The organism is Thiomicrorhabdus cannonii, assembly GCF_013391695.1.
Classification (GTDB): domain Bacteria; phylum Pseudomonadota; class Gammaproteobacteria; order Thiomicrospirales; family Thiomicrospiraceae; genus Thiomicrorhabdus; species Thiomicrorhabdus cannonii.
In genome coordinates this window covers 240,516-264,873 of the sequence record NZ_JACBGH010000002.1, presented here as the reverse complement: position 1 = coordinate 264,873, position 24,358 = coordinate 240,516, and the positions used below count along the sequence as shown (strand labels likewise).

The 24,358-nt window shown below is 51.2% G+C and carries 26 protein-coding genes; 13 read left to right on the top strand and 13 right to left on the bottom strand.

The window, feature by feature from the left end; all coding sequences use genetic code 11:
* Positions 1-24 precede the first annotated feature (24 nt).
* The 3 genes from HZ297_RS04465 (at position 25) to ppnP (ending at position 1,747) form a co-directional block, all read left to right on the top strand.
* Positions 25-462: a ferrochelatase gene (locus HZ297_RS04465; protein WP_178861776.1), complete on the top strand. Its 438-nt coding sequence runs from the start codon at positions 25-27 to the stop codon at positions 460-462.
* 185 nt (positions 463-647) lie between these two features.
* Positions 648-1,304 (top strand): carbonic anhydrase, encoded by a 657-nt coding sequence (locus tag HZ297_RS04460; RefSeq protein ID WP_178861775.1) that lies wholly within the window; start codon positions 648-650, stop codon positions 1,302-1,304.
* Positions 1,305-1,435: 131 nt separating this feature from the next.
* Positions 1,436-1,747: a pyrimidine/purine nucleoside phosphorylase gene (gene ppnP, locus HZ297_RS04455; RefSeq protein ID WP_178861774.1), complete on the top strand. Its 312-nt coding sequence runs from the start codon at positions 1,436-1,438 to the stop codon at positions 1,745-1,747.
* Positions 1,748-1,842: 95 nt separating this feature from the next.
* Here ppnP and HZ297_RS04450 read toward each other — a convergent pair whose 3' ends face one another.
* The 6 genes from HZ297_RS04450 to HZ297_RS12105 form a co-directional block, all read right to left on the bottom strand.
* Entirely contained in the window at positions 1,843-2,115 is a 273-nt protein-coding gene (locus tag HZ297_RS04450) for a type II toxin-antitoxin system RelE/ParE family toxin (RefSeq protein ID WP_178861773.1), read from the bottom strand.
* A complete protein-coding gene (locus HZ297_RS04445; protein ID WP_178861772.1) occupies positions 2,112-2,408 on the bottom strand; it encodes a hypothetical protein in 297 nt (98 codons plus the stop codon). Before HZ297_RS04445 ends, HZ297_RS04450 begins: the two co-directional genes overlap by 4 nt.
* A gap of 322 nt (positions 2,409-2,730) precedes the next feature.
* Entirely contained in the window at positions 2,731-3,411 is a 681-nt protein-coding gene (locus HZ297_RS04440) for an HhH-GDP family DNA glycosylase (protein ID WP_178861771.1), read from the bottom strand.
* Positions 3,412-3,484: 73 nt separating this feature from the next.
* Positions 3,485-4,120 (bottom strand): phospholipase D-like domain-containing protein, encoded by a 636-nt coding sequence (locus HZ297_RS04435; protein WP_178861770.1) that lies wholly within the window; start codon positions 4,118-4,120, stop codon positions 3,485-3,487.
* Between the two features lie 261 nt (positions 4,121-4,381).
* Complete coding sequence (locus HZ297_RS04430; RefSeq protein ID WP_178861769.1) at positions 4,382-4,675, bottom strand: hypothetical protein; 294 nt, start codon at positions 4,673-4,675, stop codon at positions 4,382-4,384.
* Positions 4,676-4,678: 3 nt separating this feature from the next.
* Complete coding sequence (locus HZ297_RS12105; protein ID WP_281357395.1) at positions 4,679-4,810, bottom strand: hypothetical protein; 132 nt, start codon at positions 4,808-4,810, stop codon at positions 4,679-4,681.
* Between the two features lie 103 nt (positions 4,811-4,913).
* Here HZ297_RS12105 and HZ297_RS04425 point away from each other — a divergent pair, with 103 nt between their 5' ends.
* The 5 genes from HZ297_RS04425 (at position 4,914) to HZ297_RS04405 (ending at position 12,270) form a co-directional block, all read left to right on the top strand.
* Positions 4,914-6,494 carry a SulP family inorganic anion transporter gene (locus HZ297_RS04425; protein WP_178861768.1) on the top strand — a complete coding sequence of 527 codons (1,581 nt, stop codon included), beginning with the start codon at positions 4,914-4,916 and terminating at the stop codon, positions 6,492-6,494.
* Between the two features lie 290 nt (positions 6,495-6,784).
* Positions 6,785-7,366: an ANTAR domain-containing protein gene (locus HZ297_RS12165; RefSeq protein WP_178861767.1), complete on the top strand. Its 582-nt coding sequence runs from the start codon at positions 6,785-6,787 to the stop codon at positions 7,364-7,366.
* Positions 7,367-7,471: 105 nt separating this feature from the next.
* Positions 7,472-8,656 (top strand): sensor domain-containing phosphodiesterase, encoded by a 1,185-nt coding sequence (locus HZ297_RS04415; RefSeq protein ID WP_178861766.1) that lies wholly within the window; start codon positions 7,472-7,474, stop codon positions 8,654-8,656.
* Positions 8,657-8,688: 32 nt separating this feature from the next.
* Positions 8,689-11,325, top strand: a complete 2,637-nt coding sequence (locus tag HZ297_RS04410) for a methyl-accepting chemotaxis protein (protein ID WP_178861765.1) — start codon at positions 8,689-8,691, stop codon at positions 11,323-11,325.
* 78 nt (positions 11,326-11,403) lie between these two features.
* A complete protein-coding gene (locus HZ297_RS04405) occupies positions 11,404-12,270 on the top strand; it encodes a PDC sensor domain-containing protein (protein WP_178861764.1) in 867 nt (288 codons plus the stop codon).
* Between the two features lie 128 nt (positions 12,271-12,398).
* On the opposite strand, the gene HZ297_RS04400 is transcribed toward HZ297_RS04405, so the two are convergent.
* Entirely contained in the window at positions 12,399-12,689 is a 291-nt protein-coding gene (locus HZ297_RS04400) for a peptidylprolyl isomerase (RefSeq protein WP_178861763.1), read from the bottom strand.
* 157 nt (positions 12,690-12,846) lie between these two features.
* On the opposite strand from HZ297_RS04400, the gene HZ297_RS12160 reads away from it, so the two are divergent.
* A complete protein-coding gene (locus tag HZ297_RS12160) occupies positions 12,847-13,800 on the top strand; it encodes a PilZ domain-containing protein (protein WP_178861762.1) in 954 nt (317 codons plus the stop codon).
* 203 nt (positions 13,801-14,003) lie between these two features.
* The gene (locus HZ297_RS04390) at positions 14,004-14,867 is read left to right on the top strand and encodes a Cof-type HAD-IIB family hydrolase (RefSeq protein ID WP_178861761.1); all 864 of its coding nucleotides are present in this window, start codon (positions 14,004-14,006) and stop codon (positions 14,865-14,867) included.
* A gap of 294 nt (positions 14,868-15,161) precedes the next feature.
* Here HZ297_RS04390 and HZ297_RS04385 read toward each other — a convergent pair whose 3' ends face one another.
* Genes HZ297_RS04385 through HZ297_RS04370 form a run of 4 tightly spaced genes read right to left on the bottom strand, consistent with a single transcriptional unit; the run spans position 15,162 to position 19,117 of the window.
* Positions 15,162-16,070, bottom strand: coding sequence for a metal ABC transporter permease (locus tag HZ297_RS04385; RefSeq protein WP_178861760.1), 909 nt, complete (start codon positions 16,068-16,070; stop codon positions 15,162-15,164).
* Entirely contained in the window at positions 16,067-17,416 is a 1,350-nt protein-coding gene (locus HZ297_RS04380; protein ID WP_178861759.1) for a metal ABC transporter permease, read from the bottom strand. The genes HZ297_RS04385 and HZ297_RS04380 overlap by 4 nt, the downstream gene beginning before the upstream one ends.
* A 4-nt stretch (positions 17,417-17,420) precedes the next feature.
* Positions 17,421-18,218: a metal ABC transporter ATP-binding protein gene (locus HZ297_RS04375; protein WP_178861758.1), complete on the bottom strand. Its 798-nt coding sequence runs from the start codon at positions 18,216-18,218 to the stop codon at positions 17,421-17,423.
* Positions 18,215-19,117, bottom strand: coding sequence for a metal ABC transporter solute-binding protein, Zn/Mn family (locus HZ297_RS04370; RefSeq protein WP_246261619.1), 903 nt, complete (start codon positions 19,115-19,117; stop codon positions 18,215-18,217). The genes HZ297_RS04375 and HZ297_RS04370 overlap by 4 nt, the downstream gene beginning before the upstream one ends.
* Before the next feature lie 300 nt (positions 19,118-19,417).
* Here HZ297_RS04370 and HZ297_RS04365 point away from each other — a divergent pair, with 300 nt between their 5' ends.
* Positions 19,418-20,212 (top strand): transporter, encoded by a 795-nt coding sequence (locus HZ297_RS04365; RefSeq protein WP_178861756.1) that lies wholly within the window; start codon positions 19,418-19,420, stop codon positions 20,210-20,212.
* Positions 20,213-20,221: 9 nt separating this feature from the next.
* Here HZ297_RS04365 and rlmD read toward each other — a convergent pair whose 3' ends face one another.
* Positions 20,222-21,457 carry a 23S rRNA (uracil(1939)-C(5))-methyltransferase RlmD gene (rlmD, locus tag HZ297_RS04360; RefSeq protein ID WP_178861755.1) on the bottom strand — a complete coding sequence of 412 codons (1,236 nt, stop codon included), beginning with the start codon at positions 21,455-21,457 and terminating at the stop codon, positions 20,222-20,224.
* 49 nt (positions 21,458-21,506) lie between these two features.
* The gene (gene queE / locus HZ297_RS04355; RefSeq protein ID WP_178861754.1) at positions 21,507-22,148 is read right to left on the bottom strand and encodes a 7-carboxy-7-deazaguanine synthase; all 642 of its coding nucleotides are present in this window, start codon (positions 22,146-22,148) and stop codon (positions 21,507-21,509) included.
* A 129-nt stretch (positions 22,149-22,277) separates the two neighbouring features.
* On the opposite strand from queE, the gene leuC reads away from it, so the two are divergent.
* Together leuC and leuD are read left to right on the top strand one after the other, a co-directional pair.
* Positions 22,278-23,693 (top strand): 3-isopropylmalate dehydratase large subunit, encoded by a 1,416-nt coding sequence (leuC, locus tag HZ297_RS04350; protein ID WP_178861753.1) that lies wholly within the window; start codon positions 22,278-22,280, stop codon positions 23,691-23,693.
* Positions 23,694-23,710: 17 nt separating this feature from the next.
* Positions 23,711-24,352, top strand: a complete 642-nt coding sequence (gene leuD, locus HZ297_RS04345; RefSeq protein WP_178861752.1) for a 3-isopropylmalate dehydratase small subunit — start codon at positions 23,711-23,713, stop codon at positions 24,350-24,352.
* Positions 24,353-24,358 lie beyond the last annotated feature (6 nt).

Here is a 24,358-nt window from a genome sequence, read left to right as displayed (position 1 = left end):
GCTGATAAGGGGCGAGTGGAAGTGATGAAATCAATCATAACGGTGCGTTCAGAATTCGATTTTCGTGGTGAAACCTTTTGCTATGAATCCGATATTGATCTGCCGGACACTATTGATGATATCGATCTGTTTTTGGAACAGCTTCCGAGTCGAATTGCGAAACTGAATGACTTGGATGTCATCTCTTATAAGTTTGAGATGCTGGAATCCAGTGAGATGGAAGTGGTTAAGTTTCAATCGCGCATTGCGTCGGCGATCCCGAACTTGCCAATGCGGGTTGAAAGATTTCTGGAGCTTTATCAGGAAATCGGCCCCGAGGCATATTTGCAGGAAATTGCAGAGAACTATCAAATTGATCTGCAAGCCAACCCGCATATCGCCAAGGCGCTCAGAGCGGCTTACGAGCTGGGTAACGAGCATAAGCACAAGGAGAAACCGGTTAACACCAATACCTGGTTTTAACCGGTTTTCCAAGGAAGGTGCGAAAAACCCTGCTTGCTGTATAATACGCTTCTAAATCCGTAACAAATGCCCTTACCCAGGGCATTTTTTATGTTCTGATAACACGCTGAATCGGGTTTAGACCATGCCGCCATATACGGGGATAATGGCGGGCGTGGTGCCGAGCCGTCTCAAAAGGATCGACTATGTGCCAAAAATGCTGTGAAACTCACCCCTCGATTGACCTGCTACTCAACAACAACAAACAATGGGTAGACGAGGTTAATGCCGCCCGTCCTACATTCTTTTCCAATTTATCCGCCCAGCAAAAACCCGAATATCTGTGGATTGGCTGCTCAGACAGTCGCGTGCCTGCAAACGAGCTGGTGAAGATGGATCCGGGCACGATTTTCGTACACCGCAATATCGCCAATCTGGTCAACTCCAGCGATATGAATGTGCTGAGTGTCATTCAATACGCGGTTGAAGTGCTCAAAGTGAAGCATATTATCGTCAACGGCCATTACGGCTGCGGTGGCGTCATGGCGGCCATGGAAGAGACCAATCCCGATCTGATCGACCACTGGATTCGCCCGATCCGTAAATACTATCGCCGCGCCCAGCAGGAGTTGGATGCCATGCCTTACGAGCAACGCGTCAACCGCCTGTGTGAGTTGAACGTAATGGAGCAGGTGCGCAATATCTGTCATATTCCGGCCGTGAAAAAGGCCTGGAAAAAAGGCCAGGAGTTGTGTATTCACGGCTTTATTTACGACATCAAGGACGGTCGTATTCACAACCTCAACGTCTCCATTTGCGACTTGGACGCGGCCGAACAGGCGGTGTTAAGAAACGACGATTGAGGTTGATGCGCTCACGCCGTCGCTGCGGCGCGAGCATGCACGCTGTGAGAATAGTTAGTGCTCGGTGGCGCTTGAGGCTATAATCTGCGACGCATTTTTTAAAAGAAATCAAACGAATCAAAGGAATCAAGATGTCACAATTTGACAATGTTACAGTCGTTAAAAAAGCGAATATCTATTTTGACGGTAAAGTCACTAGCCGCACTGTATTGTTTGCTGACGGCACTAAAAAGACCTTGGGTATTATGATGCCGGGTGACTACGAGTTTGGTACAGACGCCGCCGAAATCATGGAAATGATGGCCGGCGAAGTCGAAGTATTGCTGCCGGGCGAAACCGAGTGGAAAGCGATTCCAGCCGGTCAAAGTTTTGAAGTGCCAGCCAACTCCAAGTTTGGCATTAAGGTCAAAACCGTTGCCGACTACTGCTGTTCTTACCTGTAATTAACCGTTTTTAACGGTTATTTAAAGCCAAAAACCCGGCCTGCTGAAAACTCAACAGGCCGGGTTTTGTTTTTTCTGTGTCGACTTTCTCATCCCTAACGTGCTCCCCATTTGAAAATATCCAGCAACACCAGCCGGTCTGTTTCAATCTTATAAATCAATGTGTAGCCCTGATGAATTAAATCACGGTAGGATTCGTCATGCATATAATGAGACGCCCTGCACAAATACGGTTGTTGGCTAATCAAATTCAGTTTAGCCGTTAACGATCTGTCAAAACTTAGCGCAGCATGAGGATTATTTAACGCAATAAAACGCAGAATATTCTGCAGTTGCTGAAGGTAAAACCGGGTTTTAACCAGTTTCATCGTATCAAACCAAGTTCGTTGGCAAAAAACTCGTCCATAGCGTGCTCATATTCTTCATCGCTTAATTGATAGGACGCTTCAGATTCCGCGATTCTTTGCGCCGCGGCCTCCTTGGAAGAAACCGCTATCTGTTTTCCCAACAGCGCCTTTTGTTCTTCTAAGGCTTTCTGGCGGTTTAAATAGTCCACAATTCCCGCTCTTGCCAGCGTTGATTTGTTTTGTTGCAACACTTCCGAAAAATGCGTGAGCAAGGCTTCTGTTTCCTCGTCTAATCTAAGCGTTAAAGACCCCATGTTCATTCTCCTTTGCTTTGCGCGTGTAAGACATTGTAAGACAAGTGGGCCTCAAGTGAAAGAGGGGGGAGAAGGTTAGAAAGCGGCTTTGCTTTTATTTGTATTGCAAAAGAGCCTATTGTAAATAGCGTTCATTTTTCGCCGCCAAAAACTCAACAGGCCGGGTAGAGAAGCTCTTTACCCGGCCTGTTGAGAATTTCTGGCGATGATTTTAAAACCAATTTAAATCAATCGAGTTTGGCTCTATGGATTTTTTATGTATAACGATCAAGTTGTGCGGCAAACGTAGCGTAACGTAGTCTGTGTTCGAACAAGCGTATTGTTAGGCATTTGTGATACCGCGTTCAAAATCATCTCTGAAATTGTACATCAAGCGATCGAGTTCCCAGCCGTTGAGGCCCGCTTTGCTAGCTACATCTTGAAAGAACTTCTCATGCTCTTCGTATTTCCTGAAGGAAAGCCCTAGCGTTTCAGATATGGCTTTGATTCGAGCATCAATAGCTATACTATCTCTAAAATCTTCATGGTAAACATCCATCATGATATTTCGTGCGTACTTTGGACCTATGCCCGGGAATTGTTTGAGAAATTTAATTTTTGCTTCCCGCCCAGGCTCAGCCAAAAGCATACTTTTGGTTGCTTTTAACCCGCCTAGTTTTGTCACTAAATCGTAGCAACCAAGAATATACTGCGCCTTCTTGTCCGGCATCCTCACTTTGGCGGTGCGACATACATATTTAACTGTTTTTTCTCTTGTTACTGCATCGTGCTTAGACAAAGCCTGAAATGTAATTCGGTTGTAATTGTCTTTATTGCCAATAAGCCCTTTCCATCCAGAAGATCTTCCCATAGTGGAGAAACTCTGTAGAAGAAAATGCCAAATAAAATCATCACGCTCCAGTTCGCTGTATCCCTGTTTAAGTGTGTCGAGATAGCCTGAATGCCGCTCATTTATTTTTTTTGCAATATTTGCCAATTTGGTAGATTGTGAATCGTGTGACATAGGTTCCTCATATGCCTTACGTTTAAGCTAACAGGCCGAACGTTAGCGCGGTCGGGTTGAGTGCATTGTTAGATTATTCCTCAAGTTGAGCATTTTCAAATATATCTTGTTCCAGTTTTTTAACTTTTTCTACTAGTGTGAGGTTTCCATTGCGCCAATCTTCTGGATCATATTCTGAAATAACTACTTCATCCGATTGATCAAGACTTGCCTGAAATAATTCATTAAGTCTTTCTGAAATTGAATTTATCGAATCATCCCAGATTATGACATCACTCTCGTAGTTAAAATTCATGTTTTTTCCAAAGGCTCTTCTAGTGATGTTACTACTACCTATACTTGCTATTACTGGCTGATTATTTTTTTTTCCAACCATTATTTTCGCGTGCCATTTCATGCCAGGTACTCTAAATTTTTTAACCGTTAGGCATGCGGGACAATTGTTATTAACTACTCCCTGACAGAAAGCATCAAAATCTCCTCTCCAGTTGTAGCTATATAGGCCAACCACTTTTAGTGTCTTTTTGTTTTTTCCACAAATGTTTTTAAAATCATTACTCGCCATATAATGCTTGTTTTCTTGAAAAAATCCGGAACACAAAATCATTTCTGAAACATCTGGCGATTCAAAGGTTGTAATAATCGCATCTCTAAATCTATTGATAGTCCAGTTTTTTCGAAGAAATATCGCGATTTTATTTAATGCCATGTAACTCCTTTAAAAATCTAACATTTATTATCAGGCAATCTTGCCAATATATTGGTTATTAAGCACTTTATCAGGTTAAATTAAGGTGTTGTATTTCATTAATTTGAAAAAATGCGTTGGTGAAAATTCTACCTCAATAAAGCCGCTATTTTGTAAAAATACGTAGTGATTTGCATTAGAGCGATTTGTTTGGCTGCTGGAAGCGAAAAACCCCGGTTAAGTTGAACTTAACCGGGGTTTTGAATTTTAGGGGTATGAGTTTTATATCCAAAAAGACGCGGTGTAGCTGACAACAAAGTTTAGAACGGTCGCCAAAATGCCCATGGGCAGGATCATGAATTGCGACGGATTAAGCGGGTCTTTGGATTGGGCGATTTTTTCGTATGTCAATGTGAGCAGGGTTACGAGTACGGCGCCGATGGCCATGTAGAAGAACCAGTCGCGGATTTGTTCGGCGGAAGCAAAGAACAGCATATAGAGCGAAAACGGGCCGCCGACCCAGAAGAACACCAGATAAATCGTGCCAACCAGAAATCCAAGGAATTTGATTAACATGGGTTAATCCTCTTTTTGTGCATCCTTTTGTTTTTTAACACGTTTCGCTTTGAAAAGGAAGTGCAGTCCAAAATGCAGGACGATCAGCAAGATAAAAAATCCCATGGCGATTTCGCCGATATGGTTGATCCACATAGATTAGATTCCTTTGTTGGAGCGGAGTGTTTAAAGGCCCTTAGTCGGGCAATTTTAGCGGGTTTTTGCTAGAATTTGCAGCACTTTATATTGAGGAGTTCACATGGAACAGAAAGTGCCGTTCAATTGGCGGACCTATAAAAACGATACCTTGTCGGGCATTACCGTGGCGCTGGCGTTGGTTCCGGAAGCGGTGGCGTTTGCCTTTGTGGCCGGCGTGCATCCGTTGGTGGGATTGTATGCGGCGATTATCGTGGGCATGATTACCGCCATTTTCGGTGGGCGTCCGGGCATGATTACGGCGGCGGCGGGTTCGTTGGCGGTGGTGATGATGCATCTGGTGATGGAGCATGGCGCGTCCTATCTGTTTTTGGCGGTCATTCTGATGGGCATGATGCAGATTTTCATCGGCGTGATGAAGTGGGGGCGGTTTATCCGCATGGTGCCGTCGCCGGTGATGCTCGGCTTTGTGAACGGTTTGGCGCTGATTATTCTGGTGGCGCAGTTCACGCAGTTTAAGGATGCGGAGGGCCAGTGGCTGACGGGCGACAGTCTGAATATCATGCTGCTGATTATTGCGGCGACCTTGGCGATTATCTATCTGCTGCCGCGTTTGACCAAGGCGGTTCCCTCGGCGTTGGCGGCGATTGTACTGGTGTCGGTTGCGGTGGTGCTGTTTGATATCAATGCGATTACCGTGGGTGATCGCGCGGCGGTTTCCGGCACTCTGGAATCCTTGGTGTACGGTGACGGCACGGCGGGCGGCTTTCAGGGCTTGAGCTGGTTCACCACCTTGCCGGCGGATTTCTGGAGCTTGCAGACGTTGTGGATTGTGCTGCCGTATGCGGTGATTCTGACGATTATCGGTTCGGTGGAGTCGTTGCTGACGATGACGCTGATTGACGACATTACCGAAACCCGCGGCAAGGCCAATAAAGAGTGTATCGCTCTGGGGGCGGCCAACTGCACGGCGGGTACTTTCGGTACGATGGGCGGTTGTGCGCTGATCGGCCAGTCGATGATTAACGTCAAATCCGGCGGCACGGGGCGTTTGTCGGGCATTACCGCAGCGTTGGGTTTGCTGGTTATTGTATTGGTGGCGTCGCCGCTGATCGAGCAGGTGCCGATTGGCGCGTTGGTCAGTTTGATGTTCTTTGTGGTAATTGCAACCTTTAACTGGTCGAGCTGGAACATTATGCGCGGCATGACCAAGGCGGATGCCTTTGTGATGCTGTTGGTGACGGCCTTGACGGTGATTTTTGATTTGGCGGTGGCGGTGATTGCCGGCGTGGTGGTGTCTGCCTTGGTGTTTGCGTGGCAGCATGCGCAGCGCATTTTGCTGGAAACGTCGCTTGAAGAGCGTGACGGCAAAACCGTTAAAACCTACAAGGTGCAGGGGCCGCTGTTCTTTGCCTCGGCGAAGAACTTCATCGACAGTTTTGACCCTAAAAACGATCCGGAGTGTGTGCAGATCGATTTTATGCATTCGCGCGTCTACGACCACACCGGGTTGGAGGCGATTGACAGCCTGACCAAGAAATACCGCGCAGCCGGTAAGAAATTGGTGTTGAAGCATTTGAGTCCGGAATGCCATGTGTTACTGGAGGATGCCAAGGATCTGATTGAGATCAATGTCTCCGAAGACCCGCATTACCATGTGTCAACCAGCGGCAGGCAGGCCTGAAGAGTGCGTTGACCTACCCGGCCTGTTGAGTTTTTGCAGGCCGAAAAATCCTTTCTTTTTTAAAGCCCCCTTAAGAGCGTCTTAAGGGGGCTTTTTTATTGTTCTTGCGTTACTCTGCTTTATTGTCTTTTTTTATTTTGGTGCAATCCTGCATTTAAATGGCATTTATTTGCTTTTGTGAAATCTTGTTGAATGATTAACAGGTTGAATAATAATGGTATTTTATTATTGGATTGAAATTTGTTTTTGTAATTGTGTTATGGGTCACGCTGTGAATTCTGGAGGCTGAAGTGAGTTTAGAGGTATTGCTGGTAAGTGATGCGCCGGATGGCAGTCAGGTTTTGTTGGAGGGGTTGCGGGCTTTGGACGCCAAGCGCGTCGAGGTGATTTCTGTGACCGACAATGTATTGAAGGCGCTGACGACGACCCCGGCGGATTTGATTGTGCTGGATGTGGCCAAGCCGTCGGCGTCGTTATTGGAGCAATGTGCGGTGGTGCATGAATATTGCCCGAAACCGGTGGTCTGTTTCAGCGCCGTGCATGATTCGCATCTGATTGCGCGCTCGGTCAAGGCCGGTATCAGCGCCTTTATTGTCGACGGTAAAACCAGTTCAAGGGTGCAGTCGATCATTGAGGTGGCAATGGCGCGTTTCAAACTGTGTCAGAGCATGAAAAAAGAGCTGCTGCAGGTAAAGGACAAGTTGGCTGAGCGGGCGGTGATTGAGCGGGCGAAGGGGTTGTTGATCGAGCATAAAAATATGTCCGAGGATCAGGCCTATAAAACGCTGCGTAAAATGGCAATGGATCAAGGCAAGAAAATCTCGGTGGTCGCGCATGAGGTCTGTGATGTGGTCGCCGCTTTGTCGGCGTAGTTAATGGAGTAATGGCGGGTAAGCCAAATAGTGGACAGTGCAAAAATGGGAGCAAGTGTTATTCAATTTCATCCTAACAGGGAGGTAGATGAGCCGTTAAGTCCAATGACAGACCGCGAGTTGTTTTCGGTATTCCAGCCCATTTACAGCTTTTCGAATCAGGCGTGCATTGGTGCCGAGGCGTTGATTCGGGGCCGTTCTTTAAATGGAAAGTTATTGGGGGCGGCGGAGTGTTTGACGCCGCCCGCTCATATTAAGGCCGCCGATTACGCGCGCACCCTGAACTGGATGCATCTGCTGCATTGGCAGAAGGTCAAGCCCGAGGAGAGTTGGCTGTTTTTGAATCTGGATTTTGCCAATCTGCAGAGTCTGGAGGACTTCTGTTTGGAGGATCTGCTGGCTCAATTGAAAGTCAAAGGCCATGAGATTGTCATTGAGATTGTCGAGAGCGAAATCGCCGACGAGGCTTTGTTTGAAAGACTGATCGGCATGTTCCGCGAGATCGGTTGTTTGATTGCGCTGGATGACTTCGGTGCGGGCCACTCCAATATCGACCGTATCTGGAAGGCGCAGCCGGATATCGTCAAGCTGGATCGCCGCGTGCTGCTGGAAGCCAGTAAAAGCCTGCGCAGCCAGAGCATTCTCAGAAATCTAAACCGTTTGATCAAAGAGGCGGGCAGCATCTCGTTGATGGAAGGCATCGAAACCCGCGCCCAGGCGCTGATGGCGATGGATGTGGGAATCGACTTGGTGCAGGGGTTCTATTTTGCCCGGCCGCATGAAGCGCTGGACAAGTTGGCCGACGGTGAGCAGCGCATTAAAGAGATTACCGCGCATTACCCGACTTATCTGAATGAGAAGCACTTTATTCGCCATATTCAGAAAAAAGGCTATGAAGCGCTGTTTGACGAGCTGGATGCGCCCTTGAGTCTGGAGGGGCTGGAGAGCAAGATGCGGCAGATTTCGGCGCTCTCGTTTGTTAAACGCTTTTTTATTCTCGATGAAGACGGTTATCAGGTCAGCGAAGAGTGGGAGAGCACCAAGACGGGGATGCACGCGATTTTAAAAAAGGGCAAGGGGCTGTGCTGGAAAAACCGCCGCTATTTTATGAAGGCGATGGAGCTGCCCGGCCGGATTTATGTCTCCAACCCTTACCGGTCGTTAATTGATATGCAGCTGTGTTTAACGGTTTCCAAAACGGTCAGTTTATCGACAGGGGAGCTGCATGTGGCCTGTTTTGATGTGTTTTATCACGATAAGTCCGTTGAAACCGTGCAGATATCCGTTTAGAAAATGATCACAATTCAACATTAGGAAAGGTTATGGATCGCGCAGTAACAGAAACCGAAGTCGATATTTCAGGATTGGGTACGCTGGTCTCAAAGACCGATTTGACTGGCACCATCGTCGAAGTCAATGATGCCTTTGTGGAGGCGAGCGGTTACACACGAGAAGAGCTAATCGGCCAACCGCATAATCTTCTGCGCCATCCGGCGGTTCCTAAAGCTGTTTTTAAAGATATGTGGCAAACAATCCAAGCGGGTAAGCCTTGGGTTCAAGTGGTCAAAAATCTTACTAAAGAAGGGCATTATTATTGGGTAGAGGCCAATGTGATCCCCAGAGTGCAGGATGGAAAAATCATCGGCTACCTGTCCGTTAGAAAGCCGATTGACGCATCCCGCAAGCAGCAAGCGGAACGGTTCTATCAAGAGGTTGAGCAAGGCCGGGTTATTTTGCGAAACGGTTTTAAAATCACACCCTTGCAGCGCATTTATCTGTTCAATGAAATTCATCCGTTTAATTTGATGTTGACGATGATCGGGCTGCTCGGCATTGGAGCTACGTTGATTCAGTCCGGCATCGTGAATATTCCGGTCGCCTGGGTTGCGGCTATCAGTGTGTTGTTCTTCGCTTATGCATGGGCCGGCAAAAAATATGCGTATATCCGTCTTGGCCAAGCTAAAGCGTTAATCGACAAAATGCGCGAAGGCGACTTTTCGGGGCAGGTGAATACTTACGGTCAACACTCGCTCAGCAAGTTGGTCTCGGCGGTTAAGGTCATGCAGGTTCAGCTGGGTGAAATGTATGACGATGCGCAGACACGTTTGAATCGAAGCACTCGCCTGAAATCGGCATTGGACAGCGCTTCATCGCAGATAATGATGGTGAACCGTCGCGGCAACATTCTCTATATGAATGAGGCCTTGCAAACGTTTTTTAAGGATCATCAAACCGCTTTACAGCAAGTTTATCCGCAATGCGCCACCGAGCGTCTGATTGGACAGGGTATTGCGGCATTGTTTCATAATGAAAAGCGTTTCGAAGATCTCGCCAAAGAACAGGACTTTGAGGCACAGCTTGCAGGGTTTATTTTTAATATCAAAATCCGTCCGGTTTATTCTGAGCAGGCAAATGAGCAGATAGGTACGGTGATTGAATGGTTGGATCTTACCCAGCAGAAGCAGATTGAAAATACCCTCAAATCCACGTTGAAAATGGCCGCCATCGGGCATACGAATTTGCATTTGGACAGCCAGAAACTCGAAGGTTTCTTTTTGGATACCTCTAACAATATCAATGAGTTGTTTTCTGCTTTAAATGCGATTATTGAAGACGTGGTTTTTGTTATGAACAGTCTGGCAACCGGTGATGTTCGCGGACGCATACAAAAAGATCTGCAAGGCTCGTTGGCGGCCATGAAAGGCGCAACCAACGTCTCCCTGGACAACTTGAGTTCGATTATCTGGTATATCAAGCAGGCTTCGGAAACGGTGAATCATGCGGCCGAAGAGTCTTCAAAGGCATCGCAAGATCTGTCAAAGCGCACACAGCAAGCTGCGGCGACCTTGGAGGAGATTAATGCAACCATGCAGAATGTCAACCAGACTCAAATTGAGAACGGTCAGGAGCTCTCGCGGGTTGTAAAAATCGCCGAGGGTGCGGTAATGGAGAACGATAACGCGAAGGTGGCGTTGAGTTCTACTGTAGAGGCTATTAAAGATATTCAGTCCACGTCGGATAAAATTTCGGCCATTATCGGGTTGATAGACGGTATTGCATTCCAGACTAATTTGCTCGCGTTAAACGCGGCTGTTGAAGCCGCCAGAGCCGGTGAGCATGGCAGAGGGTTTGCCGTGGTGGCTGGAGAGGTGCGCAGTTTGGCACAAAAATCGGCAGAGGCGGCAAAAGAAATCAAGGGTCTGATAGATGAATCCTCCGTTAAGGTCACGCTGGGGGCAAATAAGGTTCAAGAAACCGAAAAGGCCTTTACGGTCGTGAATGAAGAGGTCAGACGTATTGGTTATACGCTTTCACAGGTGATGGATTCGATTCGGGAACAGCAGCATAGTGTGCATGAGGTTTCGCAGGCGATTCAGGCGTTGGACTCCAACATACAAAATAATGCTGTTTTGGTCGAGAAAACCTCGGAAGCGGCAGATGCGTTAAAAATTCAGGCGGATTTGCTGGCGAACGAAACGGGCAAGTTCCAGATCGATGAGGTTAGAGCCCGGGCGTTAATACAGGATACGCCTCCGATTTTCGGCGTCAGGATGGCCGATGTCCGCCAAAAGATGCGAATCTGGTTAACGAGTGCGCAATCCTACCTCAATGGCGTGAATGTTAACATTGATGTTGATAAAGTCTCGGATGACACGACCTGCCAAGTCAGCCAGGCGTTGCAAGCGCTGATTGCGGCAGATGCATCCATTCAAACCTTGCCGCAGTATGAACGAGTCAGTTTATTGCATCAGGAGCAACATGCCTTAGTCAAAGAAGTGTTAAATATGAATGCGCAAATGGGCGGTACCGATTTTGAGCAGATGAAGCTCAGAGACCAGAAAATGGATCGGTTTGTCGGTGTTTCGATGGAGTTGGATGCTGCACTGAATGACTTAAACAAGGTTTGTGTGGAGCGTTCGATGACATCCTATCCGGCCATTTCATCTGTTGCGGCGTAAGTATTGGAAAGTCGCCGTTTCTCATTGTTACAAAATTTTTTACTAACCTTTTTCAACGAAGAAAACCGGGAATGAATCATGCAAGAGTTTATTAGCCTTTATAACGAGAACCGAGAGGATATCGAGAAGTTTTTGATTGAAACGCTGCGCAACAACGGTCAGATCATGCATAACAACGAGGCTGAAATACAGCGGTTTTTTCGCGTTTTTCCGAGTCTGGAGCTGGTGTATGTGACCGACAGCGATTTTGTGCAGGTGTCGTCCAATATCTACAAGAACCGCCGCGTTGAAGAGGCCAAGGGCAAAAACCGCGCCTATCTGGTCTCCAAAGTCGAGCCGAAAGAGCAGAATGTGTCGATCAGCAGTCCATACATCAGTTCGGCAACCGGTGAAACCTGTGTGACGGTGCTGTTTTACGGGGAAGACTACAACTACTTTTTTGACTTTAACCTCACCACGCTGCTGACGCGTTTTGGTTTGGTTGAGCGTCATCCACTGTTCAACCAGTTTTCCAAGGGGTTTTATTTCATTATCGGTTTGTCGTTGACGTTTTTTTCGGTGATGTCGATCGGCTATGCGTTTTACGACTATTTCCTGCAGCTGGTGCATCCGGCGGAATATTCGTTGGAGAGCGTGTTTAAGCCGATTGTGGCGCTAACTATGGGGCTGGCGATTTTTGACCTGGCGAAAACCCTGCTGGAACGCGAGGTGTTCTTCAAGGCCTATTCCGACAAGAAAGACGAGTCGCGGCTGCTGTCGAAGTTCTTGAGCGCGATCATCATTGCCTTGTCGATCGAGGCGTTGATGGTGGTCTTCAAAACCGCGCTGAACGATCCGACGCAGATGCTCTATGCGCTCTACCTGATTATCGGCGTGGCGCTGATTATTCTGTCGCTGGCGCTCTACAACAAACTGGTCATTAGAGATGGCGAGTGCAAAGAGTAGGGCAGTTCTTTACTGAATCAGCGCCCTCAATAGCGGAATAAAAGTGCTGATATCCTGTGGATAAGTTGTGTATGTTGTGAACAGTCGACACCACGTGTGCAGAAAACAGCGCTTTACTGCGGGCGTGATTACCTGCGTCTGGCGATCCAGATCAGGTGATAGCCGTAAGCCGTCTTGACTGGGCCGTGAATCTGGCCGATTTCTTGATTGAAGACCACCTCATCGAACGCCGCTGCCATTTTGCCCGGGCCGAAAATGCCGATATCGCCGCCCACTCGGGCGGATGGACACAGGGAGTGCTCTCTGGCGAGTCTATCCAGATCTTCCAGCGTGTGAATCTGCGCTTTGAGCTGTTGGCAGAGCGTTTCGCTTTCGACTAACAGATGGTAAACGCGGGCGCGCTGCTCGGGATTCGGCATGTTGTTCACTCCAAACGATCTCTTCAAGCAAATTGTATCGAATAAGCCCGGTTCTGTCTGTATCGGCGCAAATACCTTAAGTAACTGCGGATTGTTGCGGATTAATCAGGAATAAGGCAAGATTGCACCATCCGCCGTTGCACACAAGGGGCTTAGAGTGCAGAACAAACGCAGACATTTCCGGGTAAACGCGGAAATTCCAATTTATGTGTACCGCTTGCAGGAACATGCGCCGGCAGCCAGCCTGCAGCGCATGGCCTTATCTGCCGAAAATCGACAGCAGATTGAGCAGGCCAATCTGACATTGGCGCGTTTGTTTTCCGAACCCAAACATGTTGCCAACGGCGCGGCGGCACTCTTTATGCAATTCGATCAGCAGCTCGATTTTGTGTTTTGGATGCTGGAGCGTTTTTTTAATCAACAAAACCCTCTGGAACACGCCGAGTTTCGCGAGCGGCGGGCCCAGGCCTTGGCCCCGTTGCAGTATGAGGCGTTGCGGCAATCCAAGGTGTATCCGTTGATGCAGGCTTTTAACAAACACGTTGAGGGACTGATTTACTTTCTGCTGTTAATGGCCCAATGCAGTCACAGCGACCGGGTTTTGTATATCGGCAATAAGGGCGGGGCGCCTTTTTCGGCGGATAGTTATTTACATAATTTGAATGCGTTGGCGGAGCAGGGGAATTGGCTTTCCCAGGTATTGGTGGCGCTGGTTGCCAAGCTGAATTTGTATGAGTCGGCCTGCCGGCAACTCAAGCATTACGGCGACGGGGTGCCCCAACCGGGTGAATGGGCGTTGCAACAAGCCAATTTGAGTGTGGGCGGTATCGCCATTCATACGCCAGATAGTTATGAGGTGTCCGAATCTGTGGTGCTGTTTTTGCAGATAGAGTCGCACCCGCAGGTGGTGGAGGCGCGTGTGGTCAATGTGCTGCGTCTGGAGGACGACGACCCGCATGGGGCAAGCACGCCGAGCACAGTGTCAAAGGATAAAGCACCGCAGTATCGAGTGGCCTTTGAGTTTGAACATCTCGGCGCGGATCAGTTGGCGCTGATCACCCGTTTTGTTACCGCGCAGGAACTTGCTATGGCGCATCCTCCGGCCGTTTAGCGCTCTGGCTGGCTGTTTATTGCAGCGCACCGAGATTGATTCGACCGTTGTTTCAGGGCACAATGGACGGGTTTGAGCGTTGATGCCGGTAAGGGGGCGTCAGCAAAGAAAAGAAAACCGCACTTCAAGAATGCGCAGGCCGGGTAAGCGGCTTGGCGTCTCTGGTGAACGTTCGCGGCTAAGTTGAATAGACTGAAAACACCATGCAATCCTCACCTCAACCCCTTTCATCTATAAAAGAGACTCCTTCAAATATCCGTCTGGTCGTCTGCGATCTGGATGGCACGCTGCTTAACCACAACCATAAAATCACCCCGCGTACCGTGGCCGCCGTGCAGTCGTTGGTGGCGGCCGGTGTGCAATTTATGCTCGCCACAGGGCGGCATTATGAAGATGTGTATCTGCTTGCCAAACGCCTCGGCATACCGATGTATCTGATTACCTCCAACGGCGCGCGCGTGCATAATCAGGATGGGCATGTGCTCTATGAAAATCACATGCCGGCCGAACTGGTGGCGCAGGTGCTCAAGCTGTCGCGCGGTTTTGAAATCCATCGCAATCTCTACAAACAGGATTTGTGGCTGGTGGAGGAACCGCACGAGGAGCTGCTGGCCATTCACGACGCTTCGGGCTTTGAATATCAGTTGAGCGATTTCAGCGCGCTGGATTTAAGCCATATCGACAAAATCTACTTCACCGCCGATCACGACGCCCTGGTGCCGTTGGAGACGCTGTTGCAGCAGCATTTTCACGGCAAACTCAGCATCACCTTCACGTCGCCGGAATATCTGGAAATCATGAACTTCGGGGTCTCCAAAGGGCGCGCGCTGGAGCGCGTGTTGGCGCAAATCGGTATCGATGCTCAGGAAACGGTAGCGATGGGCGACGGCATGAATGACAAGGAGATGCTCAACCTGGTCGGTCATCGCGTGGTGATGGATAACGCCACCGATGCGCTCAAGGCGTTGATTCATCATCCGGTCATCGCCAAATCCAATGCCGAAGAGGGGGTGGCCGATTATATTGAAAACACCCTGCTGCCGTTATTGGAGGCGCAAACCGGATAGCCGGGAAGACGCCTACCCGGCCTGTTGAGTTTTCGGGTTCAATATTTTGTGATGGATAGGTTGATGATGATTTAAAACCACGAAGCACACGAAGAGTACGAAGTTTTTCTAAGAACTTGATATATCTTCTTAATGCATCTGATCGATTTGAAATGTTTTTCAAACTGCTTTAAAGCGCGGACGTAAAAATAACACCGAAAACTGATTAATGCTCAAAGTCTTCGTGCTCTTCGTGTACTCAGTGGTTCAATAAATCAATCATAAAATGCGGTTTCCCGGGTTTTATTTCGGTTTTTATGCGAGCGTTTTGACGGCCCGCTTTTGCAGGCGCAGTTTATGGATTTGCAATCCCACGACCGTCAAAAACAGCAGTAGGCCGGCACAGACCGCAATCGAGGCGGAGATCGAGCTGTCCAGCCAGACTGCCAGCGCGTACCCCGTCAATACCGCCACCTCCGCATAGAGAGCCGCCAGCCACAGCATATTTTTGAGCGATTTGGCGAGCAGATAGGCGCTGGCCGCCGGAATCACCAGCAGGGCGACCACCAGAATCGCGCCGACGGCGTCGAACGACGCTACCGTGGTCAGCGACACCAGGGTCATCAGAAAGTAGTGCCAGAATAGAACGTTGATGCCCAATGAGGCGGCCAGGCTCGGGTGGAAGGATACGGTTTGCAGGCGTCCGAATGCGATCCAGATGCTGGCCAGCACCAGTGCGAACACAATGGCGATGCTCCAGAAGGCGCGAGGCCCCAAATCAATGCCGTTTTCCATGTCGCCCCAGATAATGGTATCGAAAGGCACAAACGCGATTTCACCATAGAGCACGCACTCCTGGTCCAGGTCGATCTGTCCGGCATAGAGAGAGATCAGAATCACGCCGATGGCAAAAAACAGCGTAAAGACAATGCCGATGCCGGCATCTTTTTGCAGATTACCGACCTTGTGAAGGCTGTCGCTGAGCCAGGCGGTGACCAGACCGATGAGGACGGCTCCGCCCAATAGCACCGGCAGATCGCGGGTGCCGCTCAACATAAAGGCCAGAACGATGCCCAGCAGTACCGAGTGGCTGATGGCGTCGCCCATCAGCGACTGGCGGCGCAGAATCAGGAATACGCCCACCAGCGCGCAGGAGATGGCCACCAAAGAGGCGGTCGCCAGAATCCAAAGGTCTGAGAGGTGGTCTTGAATAAACGTCGTCATCTCGCGTCTCCGGATTTGGCGGTGGCGGCCGGAATCGGTTGGCCGTGCGGGTCGGTTTGCGTTGAACTCAGTTCCGCCTCGATCTGGCGGCTCTGTTCATCGGTCAGGATGTGTTCGATGCGTTCCGCCTGCAGATGAATCTGTTCGGGTGTGAGGTCGGCGCGTTCGTTCAGATAACTCTCCCACAGACGGTGGCGGCGCGTCAGCAGACTGGCCTGTTCAAAACCGGCGTCGGTCAAACACCAGCCTTGCGGACAGTGGCTGACCAGGCCGTTTTTGGCAAGGCGCTGCAAATGAATCTGCAGGCGGCTGACCGGCATGGCGCGCAGTGCCTGAATCTCGGCAAGACTGAACGAGCGCGTATGGAAATCGCCGCGTTCGCACAGTTTATAGAGGGTGCGCAACAGGTTTTCCTCGGCGACCTTGTGACGCAAACGGCGTTGCTGCCAGGCGCGTTGCAATAGCCCCTTTTGCGGCGCAAAGAGCAGTGACGCGACAAAGAGGATCGCAAGGCTGACGACCATCCACGGGCCGGTCGGCATGGCGGGCGCCAGATAGGAGATTTGCGTGCTGATGAGCGCGCTCAGAGCGCCAAGCAGGCCGGCAATCAACAGGATGGTTTTGAGGTTGTCGCTCCACAGGCGCGCCGCCGCCATCGGGGTGAGCAGCACGGCGGCCATCAAGACCACGCCCACCAGCTGCAGTCCGACGACGACCGCCATCACAATCAGCAAGGCCAATACCAGTTCGTAGAAGGCGATATTGATGCCCAGGCTTTGCGCATAGAGGCGGTTAAAGGCGATCAGACGGAACTTATGGAAGAACAGGGTCACGACGAGCAGAATAAAGACGGTGACATAAGCCAGCAGGCGGATGTCGTCCTGCGTCATGGCGGCGGCCTGGCCGAAGAGGATTTTATCGAGCCCGCTTTTGTTTTCCACTTCCAACCCCTGGATATAGGAGAGTAGCATCAGGCCGAGGGCGAAAAAGAAGGAGAGGGTGATCGCCAGCGCAGCATCGGGTTTGATTTTGGTATGTTTGGGTAGCCAGTCGATAATGAAAAAACCGATAAAACTGCTTGCCAGAGCGCCGCTGAACATAATCCATGGGTCGCGGCTGTGAAACAGCAGAAAGGCGGTCATCACACCGGGCAGGGCGGCGTGCGCCAAAGCGTCACCGATCAAAGAGCGTTTGCGCAGGAAAGCGAAGCTGCCGATCACCGCCGCGCCCATGCCGAGCAGCAAGCTGCCCATCAGCACCCACAGGGCGTTGATGTCCTCGAAGCGCCAGAAGCTGAGCCAGAGTTCCCAGACATCGGGTTGGTTGAGTAAGGTAAAGTCCTGCATGGTTTCAGTCGTGCTCGTGAGCCTGGTTCAGGCGGCTGCGGTACATGGCTTCGGTCAGTTCGTTCAACAGCGACAGGCGACCGCCATAGGTTTTGTGCAGGTTTTCCTGCGTTAGAACTTCTTTCACCGGGCCGGCGGCCACCAGACGGGCGTTGACAAACAGAATCCAGTCGAAATATTCTCCGACGGTGTTGAGGTCGTGGTGCACGCAGACAATGGTTTTGCCCTGTGCCTTAAGCTGTTTGAACAGTTCGATAATGGCTTTTTCGGTGGCGACATCCACGCCGGCAAAAGGCTCGTCCATCAGGTAGAGACTGGCCTGTTGCGCCAAGGCGCGCGCCAGAAAGACGCGCTGCTGCTGTCCGCCGGAAAGTTGGCTGATCTGGCGGTCGCGGAACTCCCACATATGGAGGTCTTTGAGGGCCTGTTCGGCAATGGCGATGTCTTCGCGGCTGGGTCTTTGCCAAAGGCGCAGCTGGCCGTGGCGTCCCATGAGTACCACATCCATGACATCGATCGGAAAATCCCAATCCACCTCTTCGCGCTGCGGCACATAGGCGGTGACCAGGCGCTTCTGGGCTAAGGGTTCGCCAAAGAAGCGCACTTCGCCTTCCATCAGCGGCAGCAGTCCCATCATCCCCTTGAGCAGGGTGGATTTGCCGGCGCCATTCGGGCCGACAATGGCGACGGTTTTGCCGGCCGGAATCTCAAAGCTGACATCTGTGAGCACCGGCTTGTGGTGATAGCGCATATTCAGATTGCGCACCGCAACCGGAGCGGGCGAGAGGGGCGTGTTTTTCATGGGTTTCCTTGCGCTGTCTGTTGATCCTTAAGCGTGCTGTGAATAAGGGCGCTGACAATGGTGCTGACATTGTGGCGTACCATGCCGATGTAAGTGCCTTCCGGCGTGTCGGCCAGCCCCATGGCGTCGGAGTATAGCTCTCCGCCGATATGCAGCTGATGACCTTCCGCCGCCACGCCTTTGACCAGCGATTCAATAAAGCGCGGCGAGACGCTCGATTCGACGAAGACGGCGTTGATATGGTTGGCGACAATCACGTCCTTGAGTTGTTTGATGTCCTGCAAGCCGAACTCCGCCGCGGTGCTGATGCCTTGCAGTCCCATAACGTTCAGGCCATAGGCCTTGCCGAAATAACCGAAAGCGTCGTGGGCGGTGATGAGGATGCGTTTTTGTTGCGGAATCTGCTGGATTTGCTGTTGTACCCAGCTGTCCAGTTCAGCCAGTTTGTTCAGGTAGTTTTGAGCGCGCTGCTGGTAGGCTTTGGCGTGTTCGGGGTCTTGTTCGGCCAGAATTTCGGTAATGCGTTTGCCGGCTTCAATCCACAGTTGCACGTCAAACCAGATGTGCGGGTCGTGAACGGCGCCGTGACGAAGCAAACGTGTTTCGGCAATGCGATCGCTGATAGCGAATACCGGTTTTTTGCGGGCAAGTTTGTCAAAAATCTCCTGCATCTTGCCTTCCAGATGCAGGCCGTTGTAGAGCACCAGATCGGCTTGGGTGAGGCGTCTCAGGTCGCCTTGGGTGGCTTTGTAAAGATGCGGGTCGACGCCGCTGCCCATCAGCGCGGTCACCTTGACGTTTTCACCGCCGATATTCTCGGTAAGATCGGCAATCATGCCGGTGGTGACGGTCACGTTGAGTTGCGCTGCGGCATTCTGCACCCAGGAAAAACTGAGCATAACCGCGGCAGCAAACTGCAGAATAATCTTGGATTTTATTGCGTTTGATTTTAATGGGTTCTTGAGTGTTTTCATAAATATCTATCTTAAATGAAAAAGTTTGCCTGCGCTCTATCTTGCAACAGCCCGTTTCTTAAATGGTATGGATGGCAAGGTGCTTAATGTCCGGTTCTTATGTCGGCTTTGAGCGCAAATTAATGTTGCGAATTTTTAAGGTATAGCTTAGTCTAATAAAAAAATTAGTCAAGGCTAAGTTATGGCTTTTTTAATCTTCGGTTGTTTAATGAGAGTGTTTGGTTGATGAATAAGAAGACGAAATTGGGTTTGAATGCGCTTGCTGTTTGGGGGATGTTGGGGGTGCAGTCGTCCTATGCTCAGGACGGGTTAAGGCCGCTGGCGGCCGACCGTCCGGATGCGACAGAAAGTCCGCAAACGGTGGATAAAGGGCATTGGCAGGTTGAAACGACGCTTGTCGGGTTTGCGCAGGATCGTGCATCCGGTGAGACGGTTCGCAGCTATGAGGCTTTTAGCACAAACTTGAAATACGGAGTCACGGATTCGGTTGACCTGCATTTGGTTGTCTCCCCGTATGTGTATGAAGAGGTGAGTGCGCTGGGTGTAACGCATTCCCGCAGCAGTCATGGCGATTTTGAGTTGCGCAGTAAAATCAATCTTTGGGGAAATGCTGGCGGTGAAAATGCCCTGGCGCTGCTGCCTTATGTGAAAATCCCCAGCGGCGCCTTGAGCAATGATAAGACCGAGGGCGGGATTATTGTGACTTATGCGTCCGACTTGGGCGGGTTTGGGGTTGGTTTGCAGGCGCAGGCGGATTATCTGTATGACGAGTCAAAAGATGAAATGGGCTGGTCGGGAAGTCATACGGCTGTGCTGGGGTTTGATGTGGGGTCGCAAGTGGGCGGTTATGTTGAATATATCGGCGAAAGGGATCTGGCCGCAGAGTACGTGCCTTACGCCAGTTTTGGGCTAACCTACCAACCCGATGCGAATCGACAGTGGGATGTGGGTTCCAAGGTGGCCTTGGATAAGCAAGGCCAGGATTTCGAAGTCTTTTTCGGGGTTACTCAGCGCTATTGATGTCAGCGCTCAAAACTTAAAAGCCGGACGTTTTTTGCGGTCGGTTTGCGTTGTTTTGGTTTTTTTGAGCTGCACCATCACCTCGGTATGGGTGGTGTGCGGGAACATGTCGATCAGGCCGGCGCGCGTCAGGCGGTAGCCCTGTTTTTCCAGTTCTTTGATGTCGCGGATCAGTGTAGCGGCATTGCACGACACATAGACAATCAATTCCGGTTTGAGCTGGTGCAGCGTTTTGCTGATTTCAAAGGCGCCTTGTCTGCCCGGGTCGAGCAGCACGCGGTCGTAACGCTGTTTTTTAAACCACCGCTGATGGCTGACGTCGTCAAACAGATCGGTCTTGTAAAACTGGCACTGCGGCAGCTGGTTGTCTTTGGCGTTGTCGTTGGCGGTGGCCACCAGTTCTTCCAAGCCTTCCACGCCGATGGCCTGTTTGACCTGTCGGCCGATGGGCAGGGTGAAGTTGCCGATCCCGCAGAACAGATCCAGCACGCGATGCTGCGGTTGCAGTTCCAGCCACTCGAGCGCCTGTTTGACCATTTGGCGGTTGATGTCGGCATTGACTTGAATAAAGCCGTCGCTCGGAAAGCGCAGTTGCAATCCGTCAAGCGTATAAAACGGCATGTGCGGCGCTGGGGTTTGTTCGACCGCCCCGCTGACAAAAACGCCGTTGTCGGCCTCGACCAAGGTGATTTCCTTGTAGGCGCGGCTGGCCTGCGATAGCCACTCTTCCCGTTGTGCTGCCAAGGTGGCGTTGAGTGTATCGGACAGAACCGGACAGTGGGGAATGTCGACCAGTTCATTGGAGGCTTTTTGGCGGAAGCCCAGACGTGCCTGTTTGTCATGTTTGGAAATGGCCAGGCCAAAGCGCGCGCGACGGCGGTAGGCTTGTCCTGCGCCAATAAGGGGAGCGGCGATCTGACACTGTTTGGCGTCCACCGCCTGGGTCAGGCGGGTAATGAAGTTTTCGGCTTTCCAGTAGCGTTGCGCGTCCAGCGTCAGGTGCTGCAGCTGGCAGCCGCCGCAGGTGTTGTAGTGTTCGCAGAAGGGCGCGGTGCGCTCGGCCGAGGGCTGTTCGATTTCGAGCAGTTGCGCCACGTCGAATTTAGGTTGGTGTTCGACCAGACGGGCATTGACGACGTCGCCCGGTACGGCACCATCGATAAAAACCGCTTTGCCGTCAAGACGCGCGACGCCGCGACCGTCGTGGGTGATGCCTTCGATTGTGAATTGTTGAATATTTTTCATAGACCCGGCCTGTTGAGTTTTTGGGAGGCGATTTTTTGCGAGTTGGAATTTAGTCGATGCCGAGCAATTTATGCGTTTGCAGGCTGAGTTTCCATTGCGGGTGAGTCAGACAGTATGCGACGGCCTGACGGACATTGTTAACGGAGATCTCAGGGTCGGCATCCGCCATCGGTTGCAGATAAAAGAATTTGAAATCCAGATGCGCGACTTTTTCCGGCAGCAATGCCGGTTGCGGATAGACCAGTTTGAGTTCGTCGCCGTGGTCGAGCAGCAAAGGCGCGCCGGCTTTGGGGCTGACGCAAACCCAGTCGATGCCGTCCGGTGCCTGTTTGGTGCCGTTGGTTTCAATGGCGATTTCAAAACCGTGTTGGTGCAACGCATTTATCAGGGCTTGATCGACCTGCAGCAGCGGTTCGCCGCCGGTGAGCACCACAAAAGGCGGAATGTTGGCGTCAGGCCAGAAAGCGCGCAGATGCCGGCAGAGCGCTTTGGCGTCCTTGAAGCGACCGCCGTTTTGCCCGTCGGTGCCAATAAAATCGGTGTCGCAGAACTGGCAGACGGCATCGCTGCGATCCTGTTCGCGGCCGGTCCACAGGTTGCAGTTGCTCAGGCGGCAGAAAATCGCCGGGCGGCCGCTGTGGAAGCCTTCACCCTGTAATGAATAAAACACCTCTTTTACCGAATAACTCATAACAAATGCACTTTCTGCTTGGGGGAGAATCTTGCGTGTATTTTACCCTTTAGAAGCGTTTATGAAGTGATATAATTTCAAGCTATTTGTTAAATTTCAGTTAAACATCACTTAAGTTGGGTTGCAATAATGGCAGGAAAAACTTTATACGATAAGTTGTGGGACGCCCATGTAGTGCGTCAGGAAGAGGACGGCACGGCCTTGATTTACATCGATCGCCAGCTGCTGCACGAAGTAACTTCACCACAGGCATTCGAGGGGCTGCGCCTGGCGCACCGCAAACCTTGGCGTGTAGAGACCAACCTGGCCACGTGCGACCATAACGTGCCGACCACCGAATTGAAAGGCGGTCCGGAAACCATCGAAGACCCGGTGTCGCGTATTCAGGTGATTACGTTGGGCAAGAACGCTCAGGAGTTCGGCATTACCGAATTCGGCATGGGCGATCCGCGTCAGGGGATTGTGCATGTTGTGGGGCCTGAAGAGGGCGCGACGCTGCCGGGGATGACGGTAGTGTGCGGCGATTCGCACACGGCCACGCACGGCGCTTTGGGTGCGTTGGCGCACGGCATCGGTACCTCCGAAGTGGAGCACGTGATGGCAACCCAGTGTTTGATTCAGAAAAAGATGAAAAACATGCTGGTGAAAATCGACGGCAAACTGCAGCCCGGCGTGACGCCTAAGGATGTGGTGCTGGCGATTATCGGCAAAATCGGTACGGCCGGCGGAACCGGCTGCGCGATGGAGTTCGGCGGTCAGGTGTTCCGTGACATGTCGGTGGAAGGCCGTATGACGGTCTGTAATATGGCGATTGAAGCCGGTGCGCGTGTCGGTCTGGTCGGCGTGGACGATAAGACGGTTGAATACGTCAAAGGCCGTCCTTTCGCGCCGAAAGGCGAGCATTGGGATTTGGCGGTGGAAGCCTGGAAAGAGCTGCATTCGGATGACGATGCCAAGTTCGACATCGTGGTCGAGATGGACGGTTCCAAAATCGAACCGCAAGTCAGCTGGGGAACCTCGCCGGAGATGGTATTGGATATCAACGGCATGGTGCCGAATCCGGACAAGGAAACCGATCCGGTCAAGGCCAACGGTATTCGCCGCGCCCTGGATTACATGGGCCTGAAAGCCGATATGCCGGTCAAGGATATTCCGGTGGAGTATGTGTTTATCGGCTCATGCACCAACTCGCGTATTGAAGATTTGCGTGCCGCGGCCAGCGTGCTGAAAGGTAAGAAAATTTCCGACAAGGTGGAACTGGCGATTGCCGTTCCAGGTTCCGGTTTGGTGAAGCAGCAGGCGGAGCAGGAAGGGCTGGACAAGATTTTCATCGAAGCTGGCTTTGAGTGGCGCAACCCCGGCTGTTCAATGTGTCTGGCGATGAACGCCGATCGCCTGCCTGCCGGCAAGCATTGCGCCTCAACGTCCAACCGTAACTTCGAGGGGCGTCAAGGTGCGGGCGGACGCACTCACCTGGTGAGTCCCGAAATGGCGGCGGCCGCAGCGGTAGCCGGTCATTTTGTTGATGTGCGTGATTATCTGTAAGCAGCGGAGGAAGAGAAATGGATAAGTTTGTCAAGTTGACAGCCATCGTTGCGCCGATGGATCGTGCCAATGTGGATACGGATGCGATTATTCCGAAACAGTTTTTAAAGTCGATCAAACGTAGCGGCTTTGGCCCTAACCTGTTTGACGAATGGCGTTACGAAGACGTCGGTCAGCCGGATGCGGATAACTCGGGCCGTCCGTTGCGCAAGGATTTTGTGTTGAATCAGCCGCGCTATCAGGGTGCGAAGATTCTGCTGACGCGCGAGAACTTCGGTTGCGGTTCGAGCCGTGAACACGCGCCTTGGGCGTTGAAGGATTACGGTTTTGATGTGATTATTTCCCCGAGTTATGCGGATATCTTCTTCAATAACAGCTTCAAGAACGGCATTCTGCCGATTATTCTCGACGACAAGATTGTCGATGCGCTGTTCCAGGAAGTGTATGCCACGGAAGGTTATCAGTTGACTGTGGATTTGCAGGCGCAGCAGATCATCAAGCCGAACGGCGAGACCATTGCGTTTGAAGTGGATAGTTTCCGCCGCCACTGCCTGTTGCACGGTCTGGACGATATCGGTCTGACTTTGCAGCATCAGGAAGACATCAAGGCGTATGAGGCCAAGCGCAAGCAGCAGGCCCCTTGGTTGTTTGCGAATTGAACGTTG